Origin of the sequence: Gemella haemolysans (assembly GCF_901873445.1) — a bacterium.
GTDB lineage: Bacteria > Bacillota > Bacilli > Staphylococcales > Gemellaceae > Gemella > Gemella haemolysans_C.
This window is the reverse complement of sequence record NZ_CABFLN010000077.1, coordinates 34,191-52,704: the sequence shown is the minus strand read 5'-3', so window position 1 is coordinate 52,704 and position 18,514 is coordinate 34,191. Positions and strand designations below refer to the sequence as shown.

The following is an 18,514-nucleotide window of genomic DNA, read 5'->3' as shown; positions in this document are numbered from 1 at the left end:
AGAAAATGAACATGATTGTGTGTGGAGGTTGAAACTCGAAAATAGGGCCGGGAGCCTTATCAGATATACTAAAAGACCTTCCAAAAAAAGAAGATAAAAATTTAGTAGTTGGCTATGAATCTTCGGATGATGCAGCCGTTTATAAAATTTCCGAAGATAAGGCGATTATTCAAACATTAGATTTCTTTACAACAATGATAAATGATCCATATCTATATGGGCAAATTGCAGCAACTAATGCGCTTAGTGACGTTTATGCAATGGGTGGAGAAGTTATCTCAGCATTAAATATAGTAGCTTTCCCAGAGAATATGGACTTAGAAATTTTACATCAAATATTAAAAGGTGGAGCGGAGAAAGTTCACGAAGCAGGAGGGGTTCTTGCAGGAGGGCACTCTATTCATGATGCAACACCAAAATACGGATTATCAGTAACAGGAATAGTTCATCCTGATAAAATATTACAAAATAACAATTGTAAAGTAGGAGATTTATTAATCGTAACAAAACCATTAGGAGTGAGTATTATTAATACAGCTCATATGGTAAAAGAATGTTCAGAAGAATCATTTGCTCAAAGCGTTAAGCAAATGACAACACTTAATAAATATTCTGCTCAAATGATGAAAGATTTTAATGTTAATAGTTGTACAGATATTACAGGATTCGGTTTTTTAGGACATCTTGTAGAAATGTTGGATGGTAAATATTCAGCAGAAGTATATTCGAAAGATATTCCATATATTGAAGAAGCGTATAAATGTGCAAATGAATTTGTTATTACCGCAGGTGGTCAACTTAACAGAACATTCGTTGAGCCAAATGTAGAATATCAGATTAAAGACTTTGCATTAGAAGAAATAATGTATGATCCACAAACATCAGGAGGACTTTTAATAAGTTTACCAGAAAGTGAAGCGTACGAATTATTAGAAAAACTAAACACTCTTGAAATTAAGAGTTCTATAGTAGGTAAAGTTATAGAAAAACAAGAAAAAGCAGTTATTATTAAATAACTCGGAAGACAATAGGAGAATATAAGTATGAAAAAAGAAATTTTAGATGCACAAGGCTTAGCTTGCCCAATGCCAGTTATTCAAACAAAAAAATTATTACTAGAAAATGATGTAGTAGAAACAATCGTAGACAATGTTATAGCTACTCAAAACTTAGAAAAAATGGCTACACAATTAGGCTTCAATTTCTCGGTAAAAGAAGAAACAAAAGATAAATATATCGTTACTATTTCTAAGGGAGAAGTGAATGAAGGAGTAGTTGTGGATACATTGTGTGATAAATGCGTTGTTCCTGTAACTCAAGCTACACGTGCACTAGAAGAAGATACGAAAGTAACTTTATTAGTAAAAACTGAAGATAGTGTAGAAAGTCTTAGAAAATTTGCTGATAAAAACAGTTATGAGTTCAAAGTTTCTGATATTGAAGGTGGCTTCAAAGTTGAAATTACAAGAGAAGAAACTCCGCAATTAGAAGCTTTACCAGTAGTTAAAGATGACAGCTATATCGTTGTGATTAACAAAGATCAAATGGGACATGGTAGTGAAGAACTAGGTAAAAGATTAATTAAAGCATATCTTTATGCTTTAGGTGAACAAGAAGTTCTTCCTAAAAAAATTATTTTCTACAATAATGGTGGAATTTTAGTAGATAAAACTCGAAGCCACGTACTAGAAGAGCTAAAAACACTAGAAGAAGGTGGAGTAGAGATAGTTTGTTGTGGAGCATGTATCGACTACCACAATATTGATTTAGCGGTTGGAAATCCAACTAACATGTACTTCATCGTAGAAGACATGAGAAAAGCTAACAAAGTAATTCAACCGTAGGAGGAAGCATGGTAGAAGAAGGATTAGTAGTTTTTAATAGTACACACGATTCAATAAAGGCGGATAACATTTGTCTAGAAAGAGAAATGGGAGCATCACTTATTCCAACACATCCATCTATAGGTGTAGGTTGTGGATTTATGCTAAAAACAGCTTGGGATAATTTCGATAATGTTGTAAGAATGTTAGAGGATGAAAAAATCGAATATCGTGGTTTGTATTATTCTAGAAAAGCTGGAATCAAAAGAATAATAACAGAATTAAAAGATTATAAATTAAAATAAAATTTTGGATAGAGGTTATTATAGAGAAAGTTTAAAATCTATTTTGTAAAGTTCTCTCTCATAATCTCTATTCTTAATATAAAGTGTAAAGGTGAATTGTATGAATAACAATGTAATTATTGGTACTGCAGGGCATATAGATCACGGGAAGACGACCCTGATAAAAGCTCTAAGTGGTATTGAAACAGATACTACTCAAGAAGAAAAAGATAGAGGAATGTCAATAAATCTTGGATTTGCTTATTTTGATCTACCAAGTGGAAAAAGATGCGGTGTAGTTGATGTTCCCGGACATGAAAAATTTATTAAAAATATGCTAGCTGGAGTTAGTGGGATAAACTTAGTATTATTACTAGTTGATTCAAGAGAAGGTATAATGCCTCAGACGAAAGAACATATTGATATCTTAACGTTACTAGGAATTGAAAACTACATTATCGTAATGACGAAAATAGATTTAGTTGAAGAAGAATATCGAGAACTTGTTAAAGAAGATATTCGAGAATTCATCGCTGGAACAGTTCTGGAGAATTCTCCAATTATAGAAGTAGACTCAATTAGTAAAAAAGGTTTAGACAATCTATTAGAAACAATTGATAAGAAAACAGAAGATATCGAAGCGAAAAATATAGAGAAAAATGCTAGACTTAATATCGATCGTTCATTCCAGGTAAAAGGATTCGGCACAGTTGTTACAGGAACTCTTACGGAAGGTGTAGTAAATGTAGGGGATGAACTTGTTATTTATCCAAAAGGAATAAAAACAAAAGTAAGAAATATACAAGTTCACGCAAAAGATGTAGAAAAAGCCTACGCAGGTCAAAGAACAGCCATAAACTTAGCGAATATCAAGTTTGATGATGTAAAACGTGGAGACACTTTAGCGACTGCAGATTCATTAACAAAAACTTATATGCTAGATAGTGAGATTAAATTAATCAATGATGAGAGAGCTAATCTTGAACTATGGGATAGAGTGCGTGTATATATAGGTACTGAAGAAGTTATGGCAAGGGTTGTACCACTTGGGACTGACTTATTAAAAGCAGGAGAGAGTAGTTTTGCTCAACTTAGACTAGAAGATGAAATAGCAGTTAAAAATTATGATAAATTTATCATTCGTACTTATTCACCAATGATTACAATAGGTGGAGGAGTAATTCTTGATGCTAGTCCAAAAAAACATAGCAGATTTAATGAAGAAATTCTTGAAAAACTTAAAGTGCAACTTGAAGGGAATATATCAGATTTAATAGCTAATTATATACTATCACACAATAACTATTTAGTTTCTAAAGATAGTATCGTAAAAGATTTACAACTTCCAGAAGAAGAGATAGTGGAATCACTGGCACAACTAATAGAAACAGCTACAGTTTATGAGACTAAGTTAGGATATATTCATAAGAAAAAATATGAAGAAGTATTAGAAAAACTGAAAAAATTATTAGTAGAATATCATAATAGATTCAAATTGAAAGTTGGTATTCCTAAAATTGAGGTACTTTCTAAGTTTAAACTTTCTCAAAAAGAAACATTAGAGCTACTTGATCTATTTATAGCGAACAACGAAATTCGACTAGAAGGTAACTTAGTAGCTGAAAAAGATTTCGTAGTTAATTATGATAAGAAACAATTGGCTGAAAAAGAAAGAATAGAGAAGGCTTTATTAGAAGGAGGATTTACACCACCGACTATTAAAGATTTAACAAACGGAGAAAAACCGAAAGTTGAGATATTAGAATCTCTAATCGACAATACAATAGTTAGATTAGATACTGATTTAGTATTACATGTTAATGTATTAAAAGAAGCTATTCAAAAAGTAGAAGATCACTTTAGTGCGAATGAACAAATGGGATTAGCTGAATTTAGAGATATGACAGGGTCTAGTAGAAAATATTCTATGGCTATTTTAGAATATATCGATAAGCTAGGAATTACTAAACGTGTAGAAAATTATCGAGTATTGGCGAAAAAATAAATAAAGAAGGGAGCTAAGTCATCGTACAAAATTGACTTAGATAAGGTAAGGGATATGAGTTATTATTTCGACTATGGAGCAACATCGCTAAAAAAACCTAAGGAAGTAGCGGACAAAGTCTATGAAGTACTATCATCGGCGAAATATGCAAATGCATCAAGGGGCAGTTATTATGAAGCGAATAACGCTTTTCGTGAAGTGTTTGAAGCAAGAAATGATATTGCAAAATTTTTTGGTATGAAAGATGAAGATAGAGTAGTATTTACGAGTAATTCTACAGAAAGTCTAAATATAGCAATACTAGGATTATTAGAAAAAGATGATCATGTAATTACGACTTCAATGGAACATAATTCAGTATTAAGACCAGTTTATTTAGCTCATGAAATAATAGGATGTGACTATACGATTGTTAGAGCTGGAAAAACAGGATTAATCGACTATGAGGAGTTAGAAAAAGCTATCAAACCTAATACAAAAATGATCGCTATCACTCATGGTTCGAATGTTACAGGAAATATAGTAGACTTGGAAAAAGTTGCGGCTATATGTAAAAAACACAATCTTATTTCAGTTGTTGATGCTTCGCAAACTGCTGGGGTAGTGCCTATCAATATAGATGAACTAGGAATAGATATATTATGTTTTACTGGGCATAAAAGTCTGTACGGACCACAAGGAATTGGTGGACTATGTGTAAGACTTAAAGAACCTGAAATTAAGAGATTTAAAGTCGGTGGAAGTGGAGTTAGAACTTTCGATGAGAAACATCCAGGAGAATATCCACTGCGCTTAGAAGCAGGTACGCTTAATACTGCAGGAATCTTAGGTTTGCATGAGGGAATAAAATATATTAATAGACAGGGAATAGAAAATCTTTATAAAAAACAGATGAATTTTGCGAACAAATTCTATAACGAATTAAAAGACTTAGATTGTTTAGAGTTTTATGGAGATTTTACAAAAGAACGTACAGCAGTAGTTTCATTGAACTTCAAAGGAATTTCAGCTTCGGATGTTGCAGATGTACTTGCTGAAGAATATGACATTGCTGTTAGACCTGGAGCACACTGTGCACCTCTGATGCATGAGGTATTAGGGACAAAAGAACAAGGTATAGTGAGATTTTCTTTTTCTAGTATGAATACAGAAGAAGAAGTAGACTATGCTATTAATGCTATAAAAACATTAGCAAAAGAAATTTAGGAGAATTATTATGTCAAAACAATTATTATCACAAATTCCCGCAATAAATAAAATTTTATTATTAGATGAAGTAAAAGCACTAATAAATGAATATGCAGAAGTAGCGGTAAAATCAGCGATAAAAGAATATATTGATAGAATTAAACAAGAAATACTAAATGAAGAATTATTCGAAGTTCCAAGTTTAGAGAAAATTGTAGTAGAAGTTACACAAATAGTAAAAAAAGAAGACAGAAATTCTTTACGTCGAGTTATAAATGCAACTGGGACAATTTTACACACAAACTTAGGTCGTAGTTTACTGAGTCAGAAGATTAAAGAAAATATTGAGAGTGTAGCATTTAACTATTCTAATCTTGAGTTTGATATTGATAATAAAAAACGTGGAAGTCGTTATGTCCATCTTATTGATATTATCAAAAAATTAACAGGTGCAGAAGATGTCCTTGTAGTTAACAACAATGCTGCGGCTGTACTATTAACATTAAATACACTAGTTAAAGACAAGGAAATAGTAGTTTCTCGTGGAGAGCTGGTAGAAATCGGTGGGGCATTCAGAATTCCTGAAATTATAAAACTAAGTGGTGGTACTCCTATTGAAGTAGGTACTACGAATAAAACACACTTAAAAGACTACGAGAATGCAATTAATGACAATACAGGAGCATTGTTAAAAGTGCATACTAGTAACTATAAGATTGTAGGATTTACTAAAGAAGTATCTAATGAAGAGATATCTTACCTTGCTCGTGAAAATGAACTAGTATCTATAAATGACTTAGGAAGCGGTCAGTTCGTTGATTTTTCTAAATATGGTTTACCTTATGAGCCAACTGTAAAAGAAGTGCTTGATAGTGGTATTGATATAGTAACTTTCAGTGGGGATAAACTTCTGGGAGGACCACAAGCAGGTATTATCGTTGGTAAAAAAGAATATATAGAAAAAATGAAAAAGAACCAGCTTACTCGTACGTTACGTGTAGATAAGATGACTTTAGCTGCATTAGAAGCTACTTTAAAACTATACTTAGACGAGAAAGAAGCGTTAGAACACATTCCAACGTTACATATGATTTCATTATCAAAAGAACGTTTATTTGAAAAAGCAGATGTTCTAAAAATAAGACTTAGTGACTTAGACTTCAAGATTACAATAGCTGAAGATAAGGCAGAAGTCGGTGGAGGAAGCTATCCAGCAAGTTACTTAGAAAGTGTTGTAGTAAAATTAGAACATCCAAGACTAAGTGCTACAGAACTAGAACGTCGTCTTTTAGAAGTAGAAATACCTATTATTACACGAATTAAAGATAATGAATTAATTCTTGATATGAGAACTCTTCGCACTAGAGAATTCGATTTAGTTAAACAAGCTTTAATAGAAGTCGCGAAGTAGATTAGAATTTAAGCATACATTAAATAATATTTGATAAAACTAGAAGGTGAGTATATGTTTAGGGAAATAAATATAGAAGATACACAAGATGTAGCAGAAATTTGTAAAGTAGCATTAGGGTATGATGTAGATGTTGAAAATGTAAAAAAACAAATAGAAAAACTAACTAATGATAAGAAACAACATATTATTATCGGTTATGAAGATGAAAATATAGGGAAGATTATAGGATTCGTTCATGCTCAAATGTATGAAAGTTTCTATAGTGATCTAGGATTAAATATTTTAGGACTTGCTGTTAATCCTGATTTTCAAGGTAGGGGAATAGGTAGAAAACTTATGAATAAGTTAGAAGACTATGCCGTAGACAATAATATTAGCTTTATTAGATTAAATTCTGCCATGAAACGTGAAGAAGCGCATAAATTCTATGAACATATCGGGTATATCTGTGATAAAGTTCAAAAAAGATTTATAAAAGTATTAAAATAAAAGTGTTTAAACAGAAGTTTTAGCGTTTTAGCTTACTTTTAGAAAGTTTAAAATAAGATTTATATAATCAAGTGTAAAGTGTTTGATTATGTAAATCTTTTTCGTTTGTTTTCGGTTTATAGAGAAAATAGATAGATGTAAAATTCTGCACTAGCTCCACATGAATTCGCATGAGAATTTTATTAGAGATGAAGCTTTATAAAAATTATAAAGGTTTTAATTACAAAATGTTTCCTCTTTTGTAATATTAGGTTATAATAGTAAAATATTAGAATTTAAATTGTTGATTTATATAAGATAGGAAGATGTGATATAATTAAATTATGAATGATAAACTAGAAAAATTACAACCATTTACAAAATGGACAGGAGGAAAACGAAAGTTACTTCCTAAACTAAAAGAGTTATTACCGGTAGATTATAATAATTATTATGAACCTTTTGTAGGAGGGGGAGCTCTATTTTTTGAATTAGCTCCTAAAAATGCGATTATTAATGATTTCAATAATGAGTTAATTAATTGTTATATTCAAATAAAAAATAATCCTAATAAATTAATAGAGTCTCTAAGGAAGCATAAAGAAAAAAATAGTAAAGAGTACTACTTAGAGATAAGAGGATTAGATAGATTAGATTGTTTTAGTAATCTATCAGGTATAGAGCGAGCAGCTCGAATAATGTATATGTTAAGAGTTAATTTTAATGGGTTATACAGGGTTAATTCAAAAAATCAATTTAATGTCCCATATGGGAATTATTCTAATCCTAAGATTGTAGATGAAGAATTAATTAATAGTATCAGTGATTATTTAAATTCAAATGAAATTAAAATTATGAGTGGAGATTTTGAAGATAGTTTAGATACAGTAAAATCGGGAGATTTTGTTTATTTTGATCCACCATATATTCCTTTAAATGAAACTAGCTCATTTACATCATATACACATGAAGGATTTTCTTATGAGGATCAAGTACGTTTACGAGATACAGTTAGAAAATTAACAGAAAAAGGTGTAAAGGTTATGGTGTCAAATTCTTCGAGTGAACTAACAATAGATTTATATAGAGAGTTTAATGTACATTATGTAGATGTAACTAGAACTAATGGAGCGAAATCAACTAGTAGGGGAGTAGTGAAAGAAGTTATAATTACAAATTATTAAGGGAGGAAGCATTATGGACATATATTATAAAAAAGATAACTGTACACTCGCTTTAGGTGATACATTTGAGGTTATCGAAAAAATTAAAAGTGAAAGTATTGATATGATTTTTGCTGATCCACCATATTTTTTAAGTAATGATGGTTTTTCAAATTCTGGAGGAAAAGTAGTTTCTGTTAATAAAGGTGATTGGGATAAAATATCATCTTTTGAAGAAAAGCATAACTTTAATCGAGAATGGATAAGAAAAGCTAAAAGAGTTTTAAAACCAAATGGAACAATTTGGATTTCGGGAACGTTACACAATATTTATTCAGTTGGTATGGCTCTAGAGCAAGAAGGATTTAAAATATTAAATAATATAACATGGCAAAAAACTAATCCAGCACCAAACTTATCATGTAGATATTTTACGCATTCTACGGAGACTATATTATGGGCAAGAAAAGCTGATAAATATGCCAGACATTACTATAATTATGATTTGATGAAGGAAATCAATAATGGAAAGCAAATGAAAGATGTCTGGACAGGTCCTTTAACAAAAATTAGTGAAAAATGGGCAGGGAAACATCCTACTCAAAAACCAGAATATTTATTGGAAAGAATTATTTTAGCAAGTACAGAAAAGGGAGATTATGTTTTAGATCCTTTTGTAGGAAGTGGGACAACAGGAGTTGTAGCTAAAAGATTAGAGCGTAAATTTGTAGGAATAGATTTTAAAGAAGAATATCTAGATATTGCTAAAAGAAGATTGGAGGCAGTAAAATGATTAAAGACGGAATAGGTGGAGTAAATACGAAGACTGGTTTGGAATTTGAATTGCAGACAGACTTAAAAGAAATTATTTCTAGATTGAAGAATTATGAAGTGAAAAATTGTGATTTTGATACTTCTAGAAAGAACGGAAAAGTTATTATAGGGAGAAAGTTGCGCTCGGGAGAAAAAACTGCAAGATGGATAGTATTATATAAACAAGAAGAAGTAGCTAGAATTTTTAGAAAAGAGGGTTTATATAGATATTTTGACGAAATAGATGGTTACGACTATACAAAAATAATATCTAGTAAATTATTACCAGATGATGCAATTTTTGTGATAGAAAAAAATACAGTATTTATAATAGAGAAGAAAACTCAAAGTGGAAGTGGTAGTGTAGATGAAAAATTACAAACTTGTGATTTTAAATTAAAACAATACAGAAAGCTATTTTCTCCGTTAAATAAAGAAGTTAAATATTATTATTTATTAGAGAAAGAATGGTTTTCACAACGAAAATATAAGGATGTATTAGATTATATTATTTCAGTAGGTTGTGGATATTATTTTAATTACATACCATTAAGTGCTTTGGGATTACCAGTAGAGGAGGAATGTATAGATGAAGTTTAGGGAATATTTATCCGGCCAAGTAGAAGACAAATTAAATTATTTCTTTTCTACACTATCAGTTACTAATAGAACTCCAGAATATTATGTGAATTGGGATAAAGTAAGAAGAGAAACAAAAGCATTTGAATTAGAGTTACACACTTTAAATTATCTAATAGGAAAAGAAGATATTTATAATGAGGCTTTAGGGTTATTTCAGAAGCAACCACAACTTTTAAAAGCTATTCCTAGTTTAATAGCAAGTAGAGAAAAAGTTTTAGATATATTATTTTTTGACGTAGATGATATTATGAATTTTTACCAATTAGATTTCAAAAATATTGATAGTAGTCAATTAGGAAAGTATGTAGATTTCATGAAAGATGCAGGTCTTTTAGAATTTTTACAGAAAGATGCGAATCGTTCATTGGTTGATTATGTTTATGGTGTGGAAGCTGGTTTAGACAGTAATGCGAGAAAAAATCGCAGTGGAACAACTATGGAGAATATTTTAGAGCGAAATGTAGAAAAAATTTGTATTGAACAAAATTTAGTTTATAAGGCTCAAGCAACAGCAAATTATATAAGAAGTTCTTGGGGAATTGAAGTACCTGTAGATAAATCGGAACGTCGTTTTGATATTGCAGTATTTTCAAAAGAAAAAAATAAAGTATGGCTTATTGAAACTAACTACTATGGTGGCGGTGGAAGTAAACTGAAATCCGTCTCTGGTGAATTTACGGAACTAAGTAAATTAATTCAAACAGCTAAAGATGATGTGAGTTTTTCATGGGTAACTGATGGACAAGGATGGCATACGGCACGTTATCCTTTATCTGAAGCTTTTGGACATATAGACAATATTTTTAATTTAGAAATGTTAAAACAAGGATATTTATTTGATTTGTTTAAAAAATAATATATAGGAGGAACCATGTCAGATTTAGAAAAATTATTTTTTAAGATAGATAAACAGGTAGAAGAGAATAAAGGTGAAGGGTTGTATTTTGACTCTTTAGTGAAATACTTAACTTTAGAGAATGATGAAGAGTATTTTGATATTGTCGACAATTTCTCTAAAGAGGATATTAAAAAAGCTTATCAGTTTTTACTTTTAAAAGCTCTTAAAGAGTTAAATAATCCAAGTTACGACATTACACCAGAAGTTATTACTATGTATGTATCTCATATTTTAGAGTGTTTATACAATAATGAGAAAATTTCTGTAGCTGATTTTGCTAGTGGAAGTGGAAACTTCTTAATTAACTTAGCTGCCTTATCAAAAGGTGACTACGAATTAACTTCTGTTGATGTTGATAATAATTATGCTAGATTACAACAAAATATTTTCAATTTATTAGAAACTAATGTTGAGATCATTAATCAAGATGCACTTAAACCTTTAAATATTAAAAAACAAGATGTTATTATCAGTGATGTACCTTTTGGCTATTATGCTGATGAGGATAATAGCTTAAACTATAAACTTTGTAGTGCTGAAGGATATAGCTTAAATGCTTTACTATTCATTGAGCAAGCATCTAATTATTTAAATGATAATGGTGTAGGAGTATTAGTAGTGCCTAAAAAAGTTCTTGAGCTTGAAGATAATTTCAAGAAATTTTTAGAAGAAGATATTAATTTAAATGCGGTAATTACTTTACCTGATGAGATGTTCAAAAATGCATCTCAACAAAAAGCTATTATTTTAATAACTAAAAAAGGTCAAACTAAATTGCCAAATCAAGTATTTTTAGCTCAAGTACCTAGTCATAAAAATAAAGAAGGTTATGCTAATTTTATTGAAGAATTTAAAAATTGGTTAGCAGAAAAATAGCATCATTAATGTATAAATGAAAAGATTATTTTCGTAGAAATATGTTAACAAATTGCTATTAAAGGTTGACAAGAACGTAAGAATATAATACAATATGTAAGTAGATTGCTTAAAAGCAGTCTTATTGATTGAATGTTTTGTATTTATTTTATATCTTAAACATTTAATTAAGTATTAAATTAAGATTTTGTAGTATCGGAGGGAGGGAAATCCAATGTCAAAAACTGTAGTTCGTAAAAATGAATCACTAGAAGATGCACTACGTCGTTTCAAACGTGCTGTTTCTAAAAACGGAACTATCCAAGAAGTTCGTAAACGTGAGTTTTATGAAAAACCAAGCGTTCGTCGTAAGAAAAAATCTGAAGCGGCTAGAAAACGTAAATATTAATAATTGGTAATTATCAGGCAATTTATTAATAAAATCTAAAAAACTTTCCCTCTTTTAGATTTATTTAAAAAATAAGGACCTCATCGCAAGATGAGGTTTTTTTATATCTTTATATAATGGAGTAGGACTGCTCTTGTTAAAAGAAAGAAATTGTGTTATTCTTATTTTAATTATTATCACTAGGAGAATAGTATGTTTGCAATAATTTGTTTAAATATTATGTTATTAATTTCATGTTGGTACTTAATTGCTGAAAATCAGAAGAATAAAAATAAAATTAATGATTTACAAGATGATTTAAATAAAGCAATTAAAAGACTAGCAGCATTAGAAGAGGGAGTGACTCAAAAATCGTGATTTCGTAGAAATCGATTTTGTCGAGTCACCCCCGCAAAGTTTATTAGATATCTAAAAAGCTTTTATAAAGCGAATTTAGATATCAATAAACCACTGCGTCTATGAGTTATCATATACACTTTGTTAGAATTTAGGTCTTTTGAGTCTTCCTGAGCATAAATAATAAGGAAGATTCCATCCAAGACGGACGGAATCTTCTTTTTTTAGAATTCTATTTTTCTTATTTTTTTATCTAATTCAGCTATATTTCTAGCATTCATAAGTATCATCAAGAACTTAACTTCTTTTTTCCATTTTTCAATTTCTTGAATTAGGGCATCTTTTCCTTCATTTACAAGGATTTCTAAGAAAATTTTAGAAACACCAACTGCTTTAGCTCCTAAAGCTAGACATTTTACAACATCTAGAGGATTACGAATACCACCACTTGCGATAATATCTATTTTATCTTTATAAGAGTAGGCGATTTCTAGACTTTCTGCTGTAGTGTATCCAATTGCTTCTAGGTAAGTTGATTTATCAGTTCTTCGTCCATTTTCGATTCTAGCGAAGTTTGTTCCACCCATACCGCTGATATCCACGGCTGGAATATTTAAATCGATTGCTAGTTTAATAGTAGCTTCGTTCATGCCAAAACCTGTTTCTTTTAAGATTACAGGAATAGGAGATTTAGAGCTGACTTCTTTTAGGTTAGTGTACCAACTTTCGAAGTTATGATCACCTTCTGGCATAACTATTTCTTGAAGAGGATTAGTATGAAGTTGAATATATTTTGCTTGTGATTTTTCAATTGCTTCTAAAATAAGTTTTGGATCTTTATCTAATCCTAAGTTTACCGAATAGCCTTTAGGATAAGCTTCTTCGTCTTCTTTACTCTTAAGAGCTGGAGAATATGATCCTGGAAAAAATTTAATTCCACATTTTTTACTAACTTCCATAAAATCTTGATTAATTTTATTACAATCTTCTCCACCAGCAGTTATAGCATTGATGAAGAATGGATATTCCCAACGATCCCCACAAACTGATGTAGAAGTATCCACATCATCTAATCCGAAAAGTGGAATACTATTGTAATCAATTGCGTATGAGTCCAAGCTAGTTACTTTTGTTTTATCAGCAAGCGCCAATCTAATATGATCTTTTTTTCTCATAATTAATCCTTTCGTAGTGTATTATAATCTTTCTAAGTTCAGTTGTAGCTGATACTTATCGTTATTTTTTTCAAATCCTAATACAATATCACCACTACCAGAACCACTCTGTTTACCAGCAGAATGTGAGTCGATATAATTTTTCATTGCATTAGTTTCCATAGGTATTTTAGAGAAACTTTCTAAATACAATAGATTTTCTCTAAGTTTATTTATCGTATTAAGAGCATTTGATGCATCTGTTTCTACTAAATTCTCTTTTAATGTTTTTACAAGGTGATTAGAAGTCTCTACAAAAACTCTAAATTCTTCTTTGTAATTATCTTTATGTTGTTTCCAAAGTTTAACGTGCTCTTTCGTATCAACAGCTTCACCAGTCCATCGTGCTAAGATGCTTAAATCAGCTTTAGGATGTATTTTTTCAATAAGAAGTCCATCCCAATTTGTATTAATTATTTCTTTAACAGACTTGTTTTGGAGAATCATTTCATTAACGAATTTGGCATTGAATTTTTGATAGAAGGTGATTCCATCATTGATACTCGCAGCAACATCTCCCATAGATCCGCTTAGATTGTGTTTAATATTAAATAGGGCAACCAATTTGAAAATAGTTAGATCACTATATGTAATATTTTCGAATGATAATATTGCTCGAGCTATAGCGACAAGAACAGCGCCAGATGAGCCTAGACCGTATTTTTTATCATCACTATGAAGTTCATTGAAAATAGTAAGAGAAAATGTTTTATCACTATTTGTATATTCTGTTAAAAATTGGATAAATTGTTGAACTAGTGTGAAGTTACTATTTTCTTCAAAAAGGCCAACAGAAGTTTTATTAATTGTATCGAAGATAGTAGTTTTATCACTTTCTTCTACAAATACTGTAATTTTTTTAGGGACACTTGTTATTAGTGCAGAAGCATAATCTTCTAAAATCGCATATTCACCAGCAAGATAGAGCTTACCGTATGCTACTCCATGCACAAAATTATTTTTTTCTTCCATAATTTTGAAATTTCCTCATATAATTTGTCTTGATCTTCCCTTAAGTATAGTACTTTCACATTTGGGCCAGCATCCATAGTGAAGTAACATCTATAACCTTTAGAACGTAGTTCTTTTACGATATCCATAGCCATGTAGCTTTCTTCAGTTAAGAACGAAAAACTTGGAGTAGATGTAGAAGTTGTACCATGCATAGCTAGTGCGTTACTTTCTGTAATCTCACCAATTTTCTCGAAGTCGGCTTCTTTTAGAGCTTCTTTCATTAATACAAAATCGTTTTTAGCTTTTTCTACCCAAGCACTGAATGTTGTTGATGTTTGAACACAGCGCTCCATAGCGACACGACTAGAAATTTTCTTTCTATCTTCATTAACTACAAGAACCATCATTCCGAAGTCTAGAGAGCATTCTAACTCTTCAACACTTCCATCCTCAAGCCAAGCAGCAAGTTTATAGAAACTTCGGCATGAAGAACCAGATCCTTCTTTAGCTATTTCAACTAATTCTTTAGTAGTTTTGTTTAAATTGAAATATTCATTACAAGCAAGAACTAACGCCATAGTACCGCTAGAACTTGAAGAAAGTCCAGCAGCAGTAGGTACGGTGTTATAACTTTTTATAGTTATAGCTTCTCGTTCAGTAGGTGTAAATTTAGAGATGAATTTAATCATCTTATCAACTTCTTCTTGGCTTTGTTTTTCGTCATTGATATAAAATTCATCAACATTATTGTTATTTTTTTCTATTTTTGTTTTTGATAAAAGATTGTCTAATCTTAAAGAAATATTAGGATTATAAGGTAAGACAGGATCTTTAGATTTTTTTCCCCAGTATTTAACTAAGGCAATATTAGCATAACCTAAACTGTAACTATCCATGATGAATATCCTTTCTCTTTTAGTGCGTTTTGAATTTCCAGTGCATTTTCTTTTGTTTTGCTAAGGCTAATACAACAACCACCAGCACCACCACCAGTTAGCTTGGCACCAATTGCATTATTGTTTTTACAAATTTCCACAACCTCATCGTTGCTCGCATGACTTACTCCTAGTTTGCGCAGTAAATCATGAGCTTTATACATATATTGTCCGACAAGGTCGATTTTTTTATTTTTTAATGGTTCGATTACTAAATCAGTGATTTCACCTAATTCAGCAATATATTTCTCGTATTCAACATAATTATCTTCTATATGTTTTAGAGTTTCTTTAGTGATTCCAACAACACCTGTATCGATAATTAGTAAATAACTGTTTAAATCGAAAGTTAACTCACTAGCTCCCTCTTTTTTTGAAAATAAAAGGGGAGTGTCACTAAGTACTTGATTTACATCAATACCGCTAGGATTTCCGTGGATAAATTTCTCGCATTTATTAGCAATTTCTCTAACATTTGGGAGTTTTTTTGCACGTGCAATAGCGCTACTCAGCGCAGCAGAAGAACCTAGTCCACGCCCTACAGGGATGGTACTAGTAATATTAATTTTTGTTTTATTATCGATTCCACATGTATTAGCTATAAAGCTAAGAATCTCATCTCTTTGTTGAATTGTATCAGTTTCTTCTAAAGTGACCTCGACACTCATTTGTGGAAGTGGAATAGTAATCCCTTTATATCCATAAACGACTGCATGTTCACCGAAGAATATTGCTTTTGCGTGCGTCATAAATTTAAAAACTCCAATTTTTATAATTAAGTAGTATTTTATACTATTTAATTAAAAGATAATTAATAGTTAAAAATACTTTTATACGTACAATAATTATACTTTTAGTATTTGTTTTTGTCAAACATCGGTGCAGTAAAAAAGATGAAATTATACTAGAAATAACTTAAGTTAAAAGAAGTATAATTTCATCTTGAAATATTTTAATATGAATGGCAAGCAATACCATGTGGTTCTAAGTGTACTAAAGTTTCACAATAATAGAATTCTTTAGATAGTGCTTTTTCTATTTTTACGGTGATGTCGTGACTTTGTTTAACATTTAATGATGGTTCGACAGTAACAGTAATATCGATAAAGTATAGTAAGCCATGAGTTCTACCTTTCGTATCTACTATTGATGTAACACCTTTAATATCATTTACAATATCGTTAACTTTATCTATCACTTCAGTATCAACGCCGTCAGTAAGAACGTGTGTAGATTCTTTGAAAATACTAACAGCAGTGTAAATAATAAGTAATCCGACAATTATTGCAACTACTGAATCAGCTATTGGAAGTCCGATATATGTAGCGATAATCCCTATTAATGTTCCGATAGAAACAAAAGCATCGCTAAGATTATCAAGAGCCGCAGCTTTAAGAGATTTACTTCCAATTTTTTTAGCTAGACGAATATTATAGAAATAAACCCCAAGCATAATAGCACTCGCTATAAAAGCGACAACTGCAGAAAGTAGGTTAGGTTGTTCGAAATTTTTTGTTATAATTTTTTTTATTGCATACATTACTACTTCGATCCCTGCATATAGCATAATAAATGAAGCTATTAATGTAGATATAAGCTCGGCTCTAAAGTGACCATAAAGGTGATCTTCATCTGCTGGTTTTCTAGAAATTTTCAAACCGATAAGTACGCATACTGATGAAATTACATCGGTAGCGTTGTTAATACCATCGGCAACTAAGGCTGAAGATTTAAAAAATAGACCAGCACAAAGTTTTAAAACGGTCAGCAATAAATATGACAGAATACTAAGTTTGGCACCTTGTTCAGCACGTTTTAATTTATCGAAAATAGAATTATTCATGGCTTCCTCCTAAAATAATGTTTTACCATTATAACAGGTTTAAAAAAATTATTCAATAGAAAAAATGTTATTTTTAAATTAAAATTATTTCACTAAGGTGAACTTTAGCGAAGAAACACCCGACTAAAGATTTAGTCGGGTAGCTTTATTATATTTTTTTAGAGTAGTATTTTTTGAAAGTTAAAAAAATGTATATATAAGAAAGTGCACTAAAAATTCCAAATAAGTATAAGATGTTACTTGATACTGTTACTTCTAGAGAAAGATACTCTGGAAGTAGCTTTAGTTTATTTAGAATAGGTATTAGAATAAAAGAAATTTCAAATATAATTAACGAAGAAATATATATAAACCACTTATTTTTATCTGTTTTTTTATAAATTAATAGATATAAGCAAACTGCTGATCCTAAAGCTAATAATAATATAGAGAACATTGTTATAATTGGTTGTATAGTTCTAGTGAATACAGAAGGTACTAGAGAACTAATAATTAATATTAAAAGATAAACTAGAGAAAATCTAAATATTTTCATTTTGTTTTCCTTTGGCAGTTCTGCAATTATTGATGAAGATAATTTTTTTATATCATTACCAAAAACATCTGTAAAGTTTTTTCCTTGTTTTTGATATAGAATCAAATCTTGTAATATTTCTAGTAATTGAATTTCTAGAGCAGATTCATTTTTTGTAGTATTTTTTATTCGACAAGCGACTAAAAGTTCTTCATAATATTTCTTGTTATCTTCATTAAGTTGTGATCTAAGTTCGTTATTGTGTTTTAGTAGGTTAGCTGTATTCATAGTGCATCCTCCTTGCTAATATTATTTATCTTTCATAATCTCTGTGATTGTTGTACTTATATTGCCCCATATATCTTTAAATGAATTTATATATTCTTTACCTTGATTAGTAATAGAATAGTATTTTCTAGGAGGTCCAAAGTTGCTTTCTTTCAAATAACTAGTGACTAAATTCTCTTTTTCTAATTTTAATAGTAGGGGATATATAGTTCCTTGAGCAACCATATCAAGTCCATAATTAGAGAGCTGTTCAGTTATTTCATAGCCATACATTTCTTTGTTTTTAATTAGCTGTAATATGCATGCTTCTAATGTACCTTTTAGTATTTGAGAAGTGTTAATCTCCATTTTGAAACCTCCTTTCTTGGTTTTATAGTTATTAATATGAAAGTTAAAAATTCGCGCTATCTTGTTAAACATAATAGTACCATATCAAAGGTGTCTTGTAAAGCAAAATAGTTGTTTAAA

The 18,514-nt window shown here is 30.4% G+C and carries 21 protein-coding genes; 14 read left to right on the top strand and 7 right to left on the bottom strand.

Going from position 1 to position 18,514, the window contains the following annotated elements; all coding sequences use genetic code 11:
- Positions 1-41 precede the first annotated feature (41 nt).
- The 14 genes from selD to JX287_RS08750 all read left to right on the top strand — a co-directional run bounded on the left by selD (position 42) and on the right by JX287_RS08750 (position 12,319).
- A complete protein-coding gene (gene selD, locus JX287_RS08815) occupies positions 42-1,016 on the top strand; it encodes a selenide, water dikinase SelD (protein ID WP_204644510.1) in 975 nt (324 codons plus the stop codon).
- Positions 1,017-1,043: 27 nt separating this feature from the next.
- Positions 1,044-1,844 carry a sulfurtransferase-like selenium metabolism protein YedF gene (yedF, locus tag JX287_RS08810; protein ID WP_204644499.1) on the top strand — a complete coding sequence of 267 codons (801 nt, stop codon included), beginning with the start codon at positions 1,044-1,046 and terminating at the stop codon, positions 1,842-1,844.
- Between the two features lie 8 nt (positions 1,845-1,852).
- Complete coding sequence (locus JX287_RS08805) at positions 1,853-2,128, top strand: DUF3343 domain-containing protein (protein WP_048801896.1); 276 nt, start codon at positions 1,853-1,855, stop codon at positions 2,126-2,128.
- A gap of 100 nt (positions 2,129-2,228) precedes the next feature.
- Positions 2,229-4,112: a selenocysteine-specific translation elongation factor gene (selB, locus tag JX287_RS08800; RefSeq protein WP_204644498.1), complete on the top strand. Its 1,884-nt coding sequence runs from the start codon at positions 2,229-2,231 to the stop codon at positions 4,110-4,112.
- 54 nt (positions 4,113-4,166) lie between these two features.
- Positions 4,167-5,318 carry an aminotransferase class V-fold PLP-dependent enzyme gene (locus JX287_RS08795; RefSeq protein ID WP_204644497.1) on the top strand — a complete coding sequence of 384 codons (1,152 nt, stop codon included), beginning with the start codon at positions 4,167-4,169 and terminating at the stop codon, positions 5,316-5,318.
- Between the two features lie 10 nt (positions 5,319-5,328).
- Positions 5,329-6,711 carry an L-seryl-tRNA(Sec) selenium transferase gene (selA, locus tag JX287_RS08790; protein ID WP_204644496.1) on the top strand — a complete coding sequence of 461 codons (1,383 nt, stop codon included), beginning with the start codon at positions 5,329-5,331 and terminating at the stop codon, positions 6,709-6,711.
- 54 nt (positions 6,712-6,765) lie between these two features.
- Complete coding sequence (locus JX287_RS08785; protein ID WP_204644495.1) at positions 6,766-7,203, top strand: GNAT family N-acetyltransferase; 438 nt, start codon at positions 6,766-6,768, stop codon at positions 7,201-7,203.
- Positions 7,204-7,526: 323 nt separating this feature from the next.
- Positions 7,527-8,366 (top strand): DNA adenine methylase, encoded by an 840-nt coding sequence (locus JX287_RS08780; RefSeq protein WP_204644494.1) that lies wholly within the window; start codon positions 7,527-7,529, stop codon positions 8,364-8,366.
- 13 nt (positions 8,367-8,379) lie between these two features.
- The gene (locus tag JX287_RS08775) at positions 8,380-9,138 is read left to right on the top strand and encodes a DNA-methyltransferase (RefSeq protein WP_204644493.1); all 759 of its coding nucleotides are present in this window, start codon (positions 8,380-8,382) and stop codon (positions 9,136-9,138) included.
- Entirely contained in the window at positions 9,135-9,758 is a 624-nt protein-coding gene (locus tag JX287_RS08770) for a hypothetical protein (protein ID WP_204644492.1), read from the top strand. The genes JX287_RS08775 and JX287_RS08770 overlap by 4 nt, the downstream gene beginning before the upstream one ends.
- Entirely contained in the window at positions 9,748-10,656 is a 909-nt protein-coding gene (locus tag JX287_RS08765; protein ID WP_204644491.1) for a type II restriction endonuclease, read from the top strand. Before JX287_RS08770 ends, JX287_RS08765 begins: the two co-directional genes overlap by 11 nt.
- A 15-nt stretch (positions 10,657-10,671) precedes the next feature.
- On the top strand, positions 10,672-11,574 hold the full coding sequence (locus tag JX287_RS08760) for a class I SAM-dependent methyltransferase (protein ID WP_204644490.1): 903 nt from the start codon (positions 10,672-10,674) through the stop codon (positions 11,572-11,574).
- Positions 11,575-11,788: 214 nt separating this feature from the next.
- Entirely contained in the window at positions 11,789-11,962 is a 174-nt protein-coding gene (gene rpsU, locus JX287_RS08755) for a 30S ribosomal protein S21 (protein ID WP_003147339.1), read from the top strand.
- Positions 11,963-12,154: 192 nt separating this feature from the next.
- Positions 12,155-12,319: a cytochrome C biogenesis protein gene (locus JX287_RS08750; protein WP_204644489.1), complete on the top strand. Its 165-nt coding sequence runs from the start codon at positions 12,155-12,157 to the stop codon at positions 12,317-12,319.
- Between the two features lie 203 nt (positions 12,320-12,522).
- Here the strand turns inward: JX287_RS08750 and fni are convergent, their stop codons facing one another.
- The 7 genes from fni to JX287_RS08715 form a co-directional block, all read right to left on the bottom strand.
- On the bottom strand, positions 12,523-13,473 hold the full coding sequence (fni, locus tag JX287_RS08745; RefSeq protein WP_204644488.1) for a type 2 isopentenyl-diphosphate Delta-isomerase: 951 nt from the start codon (positions 13,471-13,473) through the stop codon (positions 12,523-12,525).
- A 21-nt stretch (positions 13,474-13,494) separates the two neighbouring features.
- Complete coding sequence (locus JX287_RS08740) at positions 13,495-14,484, bottom strand: mevalonate kinase family protein (RefSeq protein WP_204644487.1); 990 nt, start codon at positions 14,482-14,484, stop codon at positions 13,495-13,497.
- Entirely contained in the window at positions 14,451-15,362 is a 912-nt protein-coding gene (gene mvaD, locus JX287_RS08735) for a diphosphomevalonate decarboxylase (RefSeq protein WP_204644486.1), read from the bottom strand. The genes JX287_RS08740 and mvaD overlap by 34 nt, the downstream gene beginning before the upstream one ends.
- Positions 15,344-16,150, bottom strand: coding sequence for a mevalonate kinase family protein (locus tag JX287_RS08730; RefSeq protein ID WP_204644485.1), 807 nt, complete (start codon positions 16,148-16,150; stop codon positions 15,344-15,346). The genes mvaD and JX287_RS08730 overlap by 19 nt, the downstream gene beginning before the upstream one ends.
- A 203-nt stretch (positions 16,151-16,353) precedes the next feature.
- On the bottom strand, positions 16,354-17,244 hold the full coding sequence (locus JX287_RS08725) for a cation diffusion facilitator family transporter (RefSeq protein ID WP_204644484.1): 891 nt from the start codon (positions 17,242-17,244) through the stop codon (positions 16,354-16,356).
- A 148-nt stretch (positions 17,245-17,392) separates the two neighbouring features.
- Positions 17,393-18,046 carry a hypothetical protein gene (locus JX287_RS08720; RefSeq protein ID WP_204644483.1) on the bottom strand — a complete coding sequence of 218 codons (654 nt, stop codon included), beginning with the start codon at positions 18,044-18,046 and terminating at the stop codon, positions 17,393-17,395.
- A 21-nt stretch (positions 18,047-18,067) separates the two neighbouring features.
- Positions 18,068-18,394, bottom strand: a complete 327-nt coding sequence (locus tag JX287_RS08715) for a PadR family transcriptional regulator (protein ID WP_204644482.1) — start codon at positions 18,392-18,394, stop codon at positions 18,068-18,070.
- Positions 18,395-18,514: the final 120 nt, after the last annotated feature.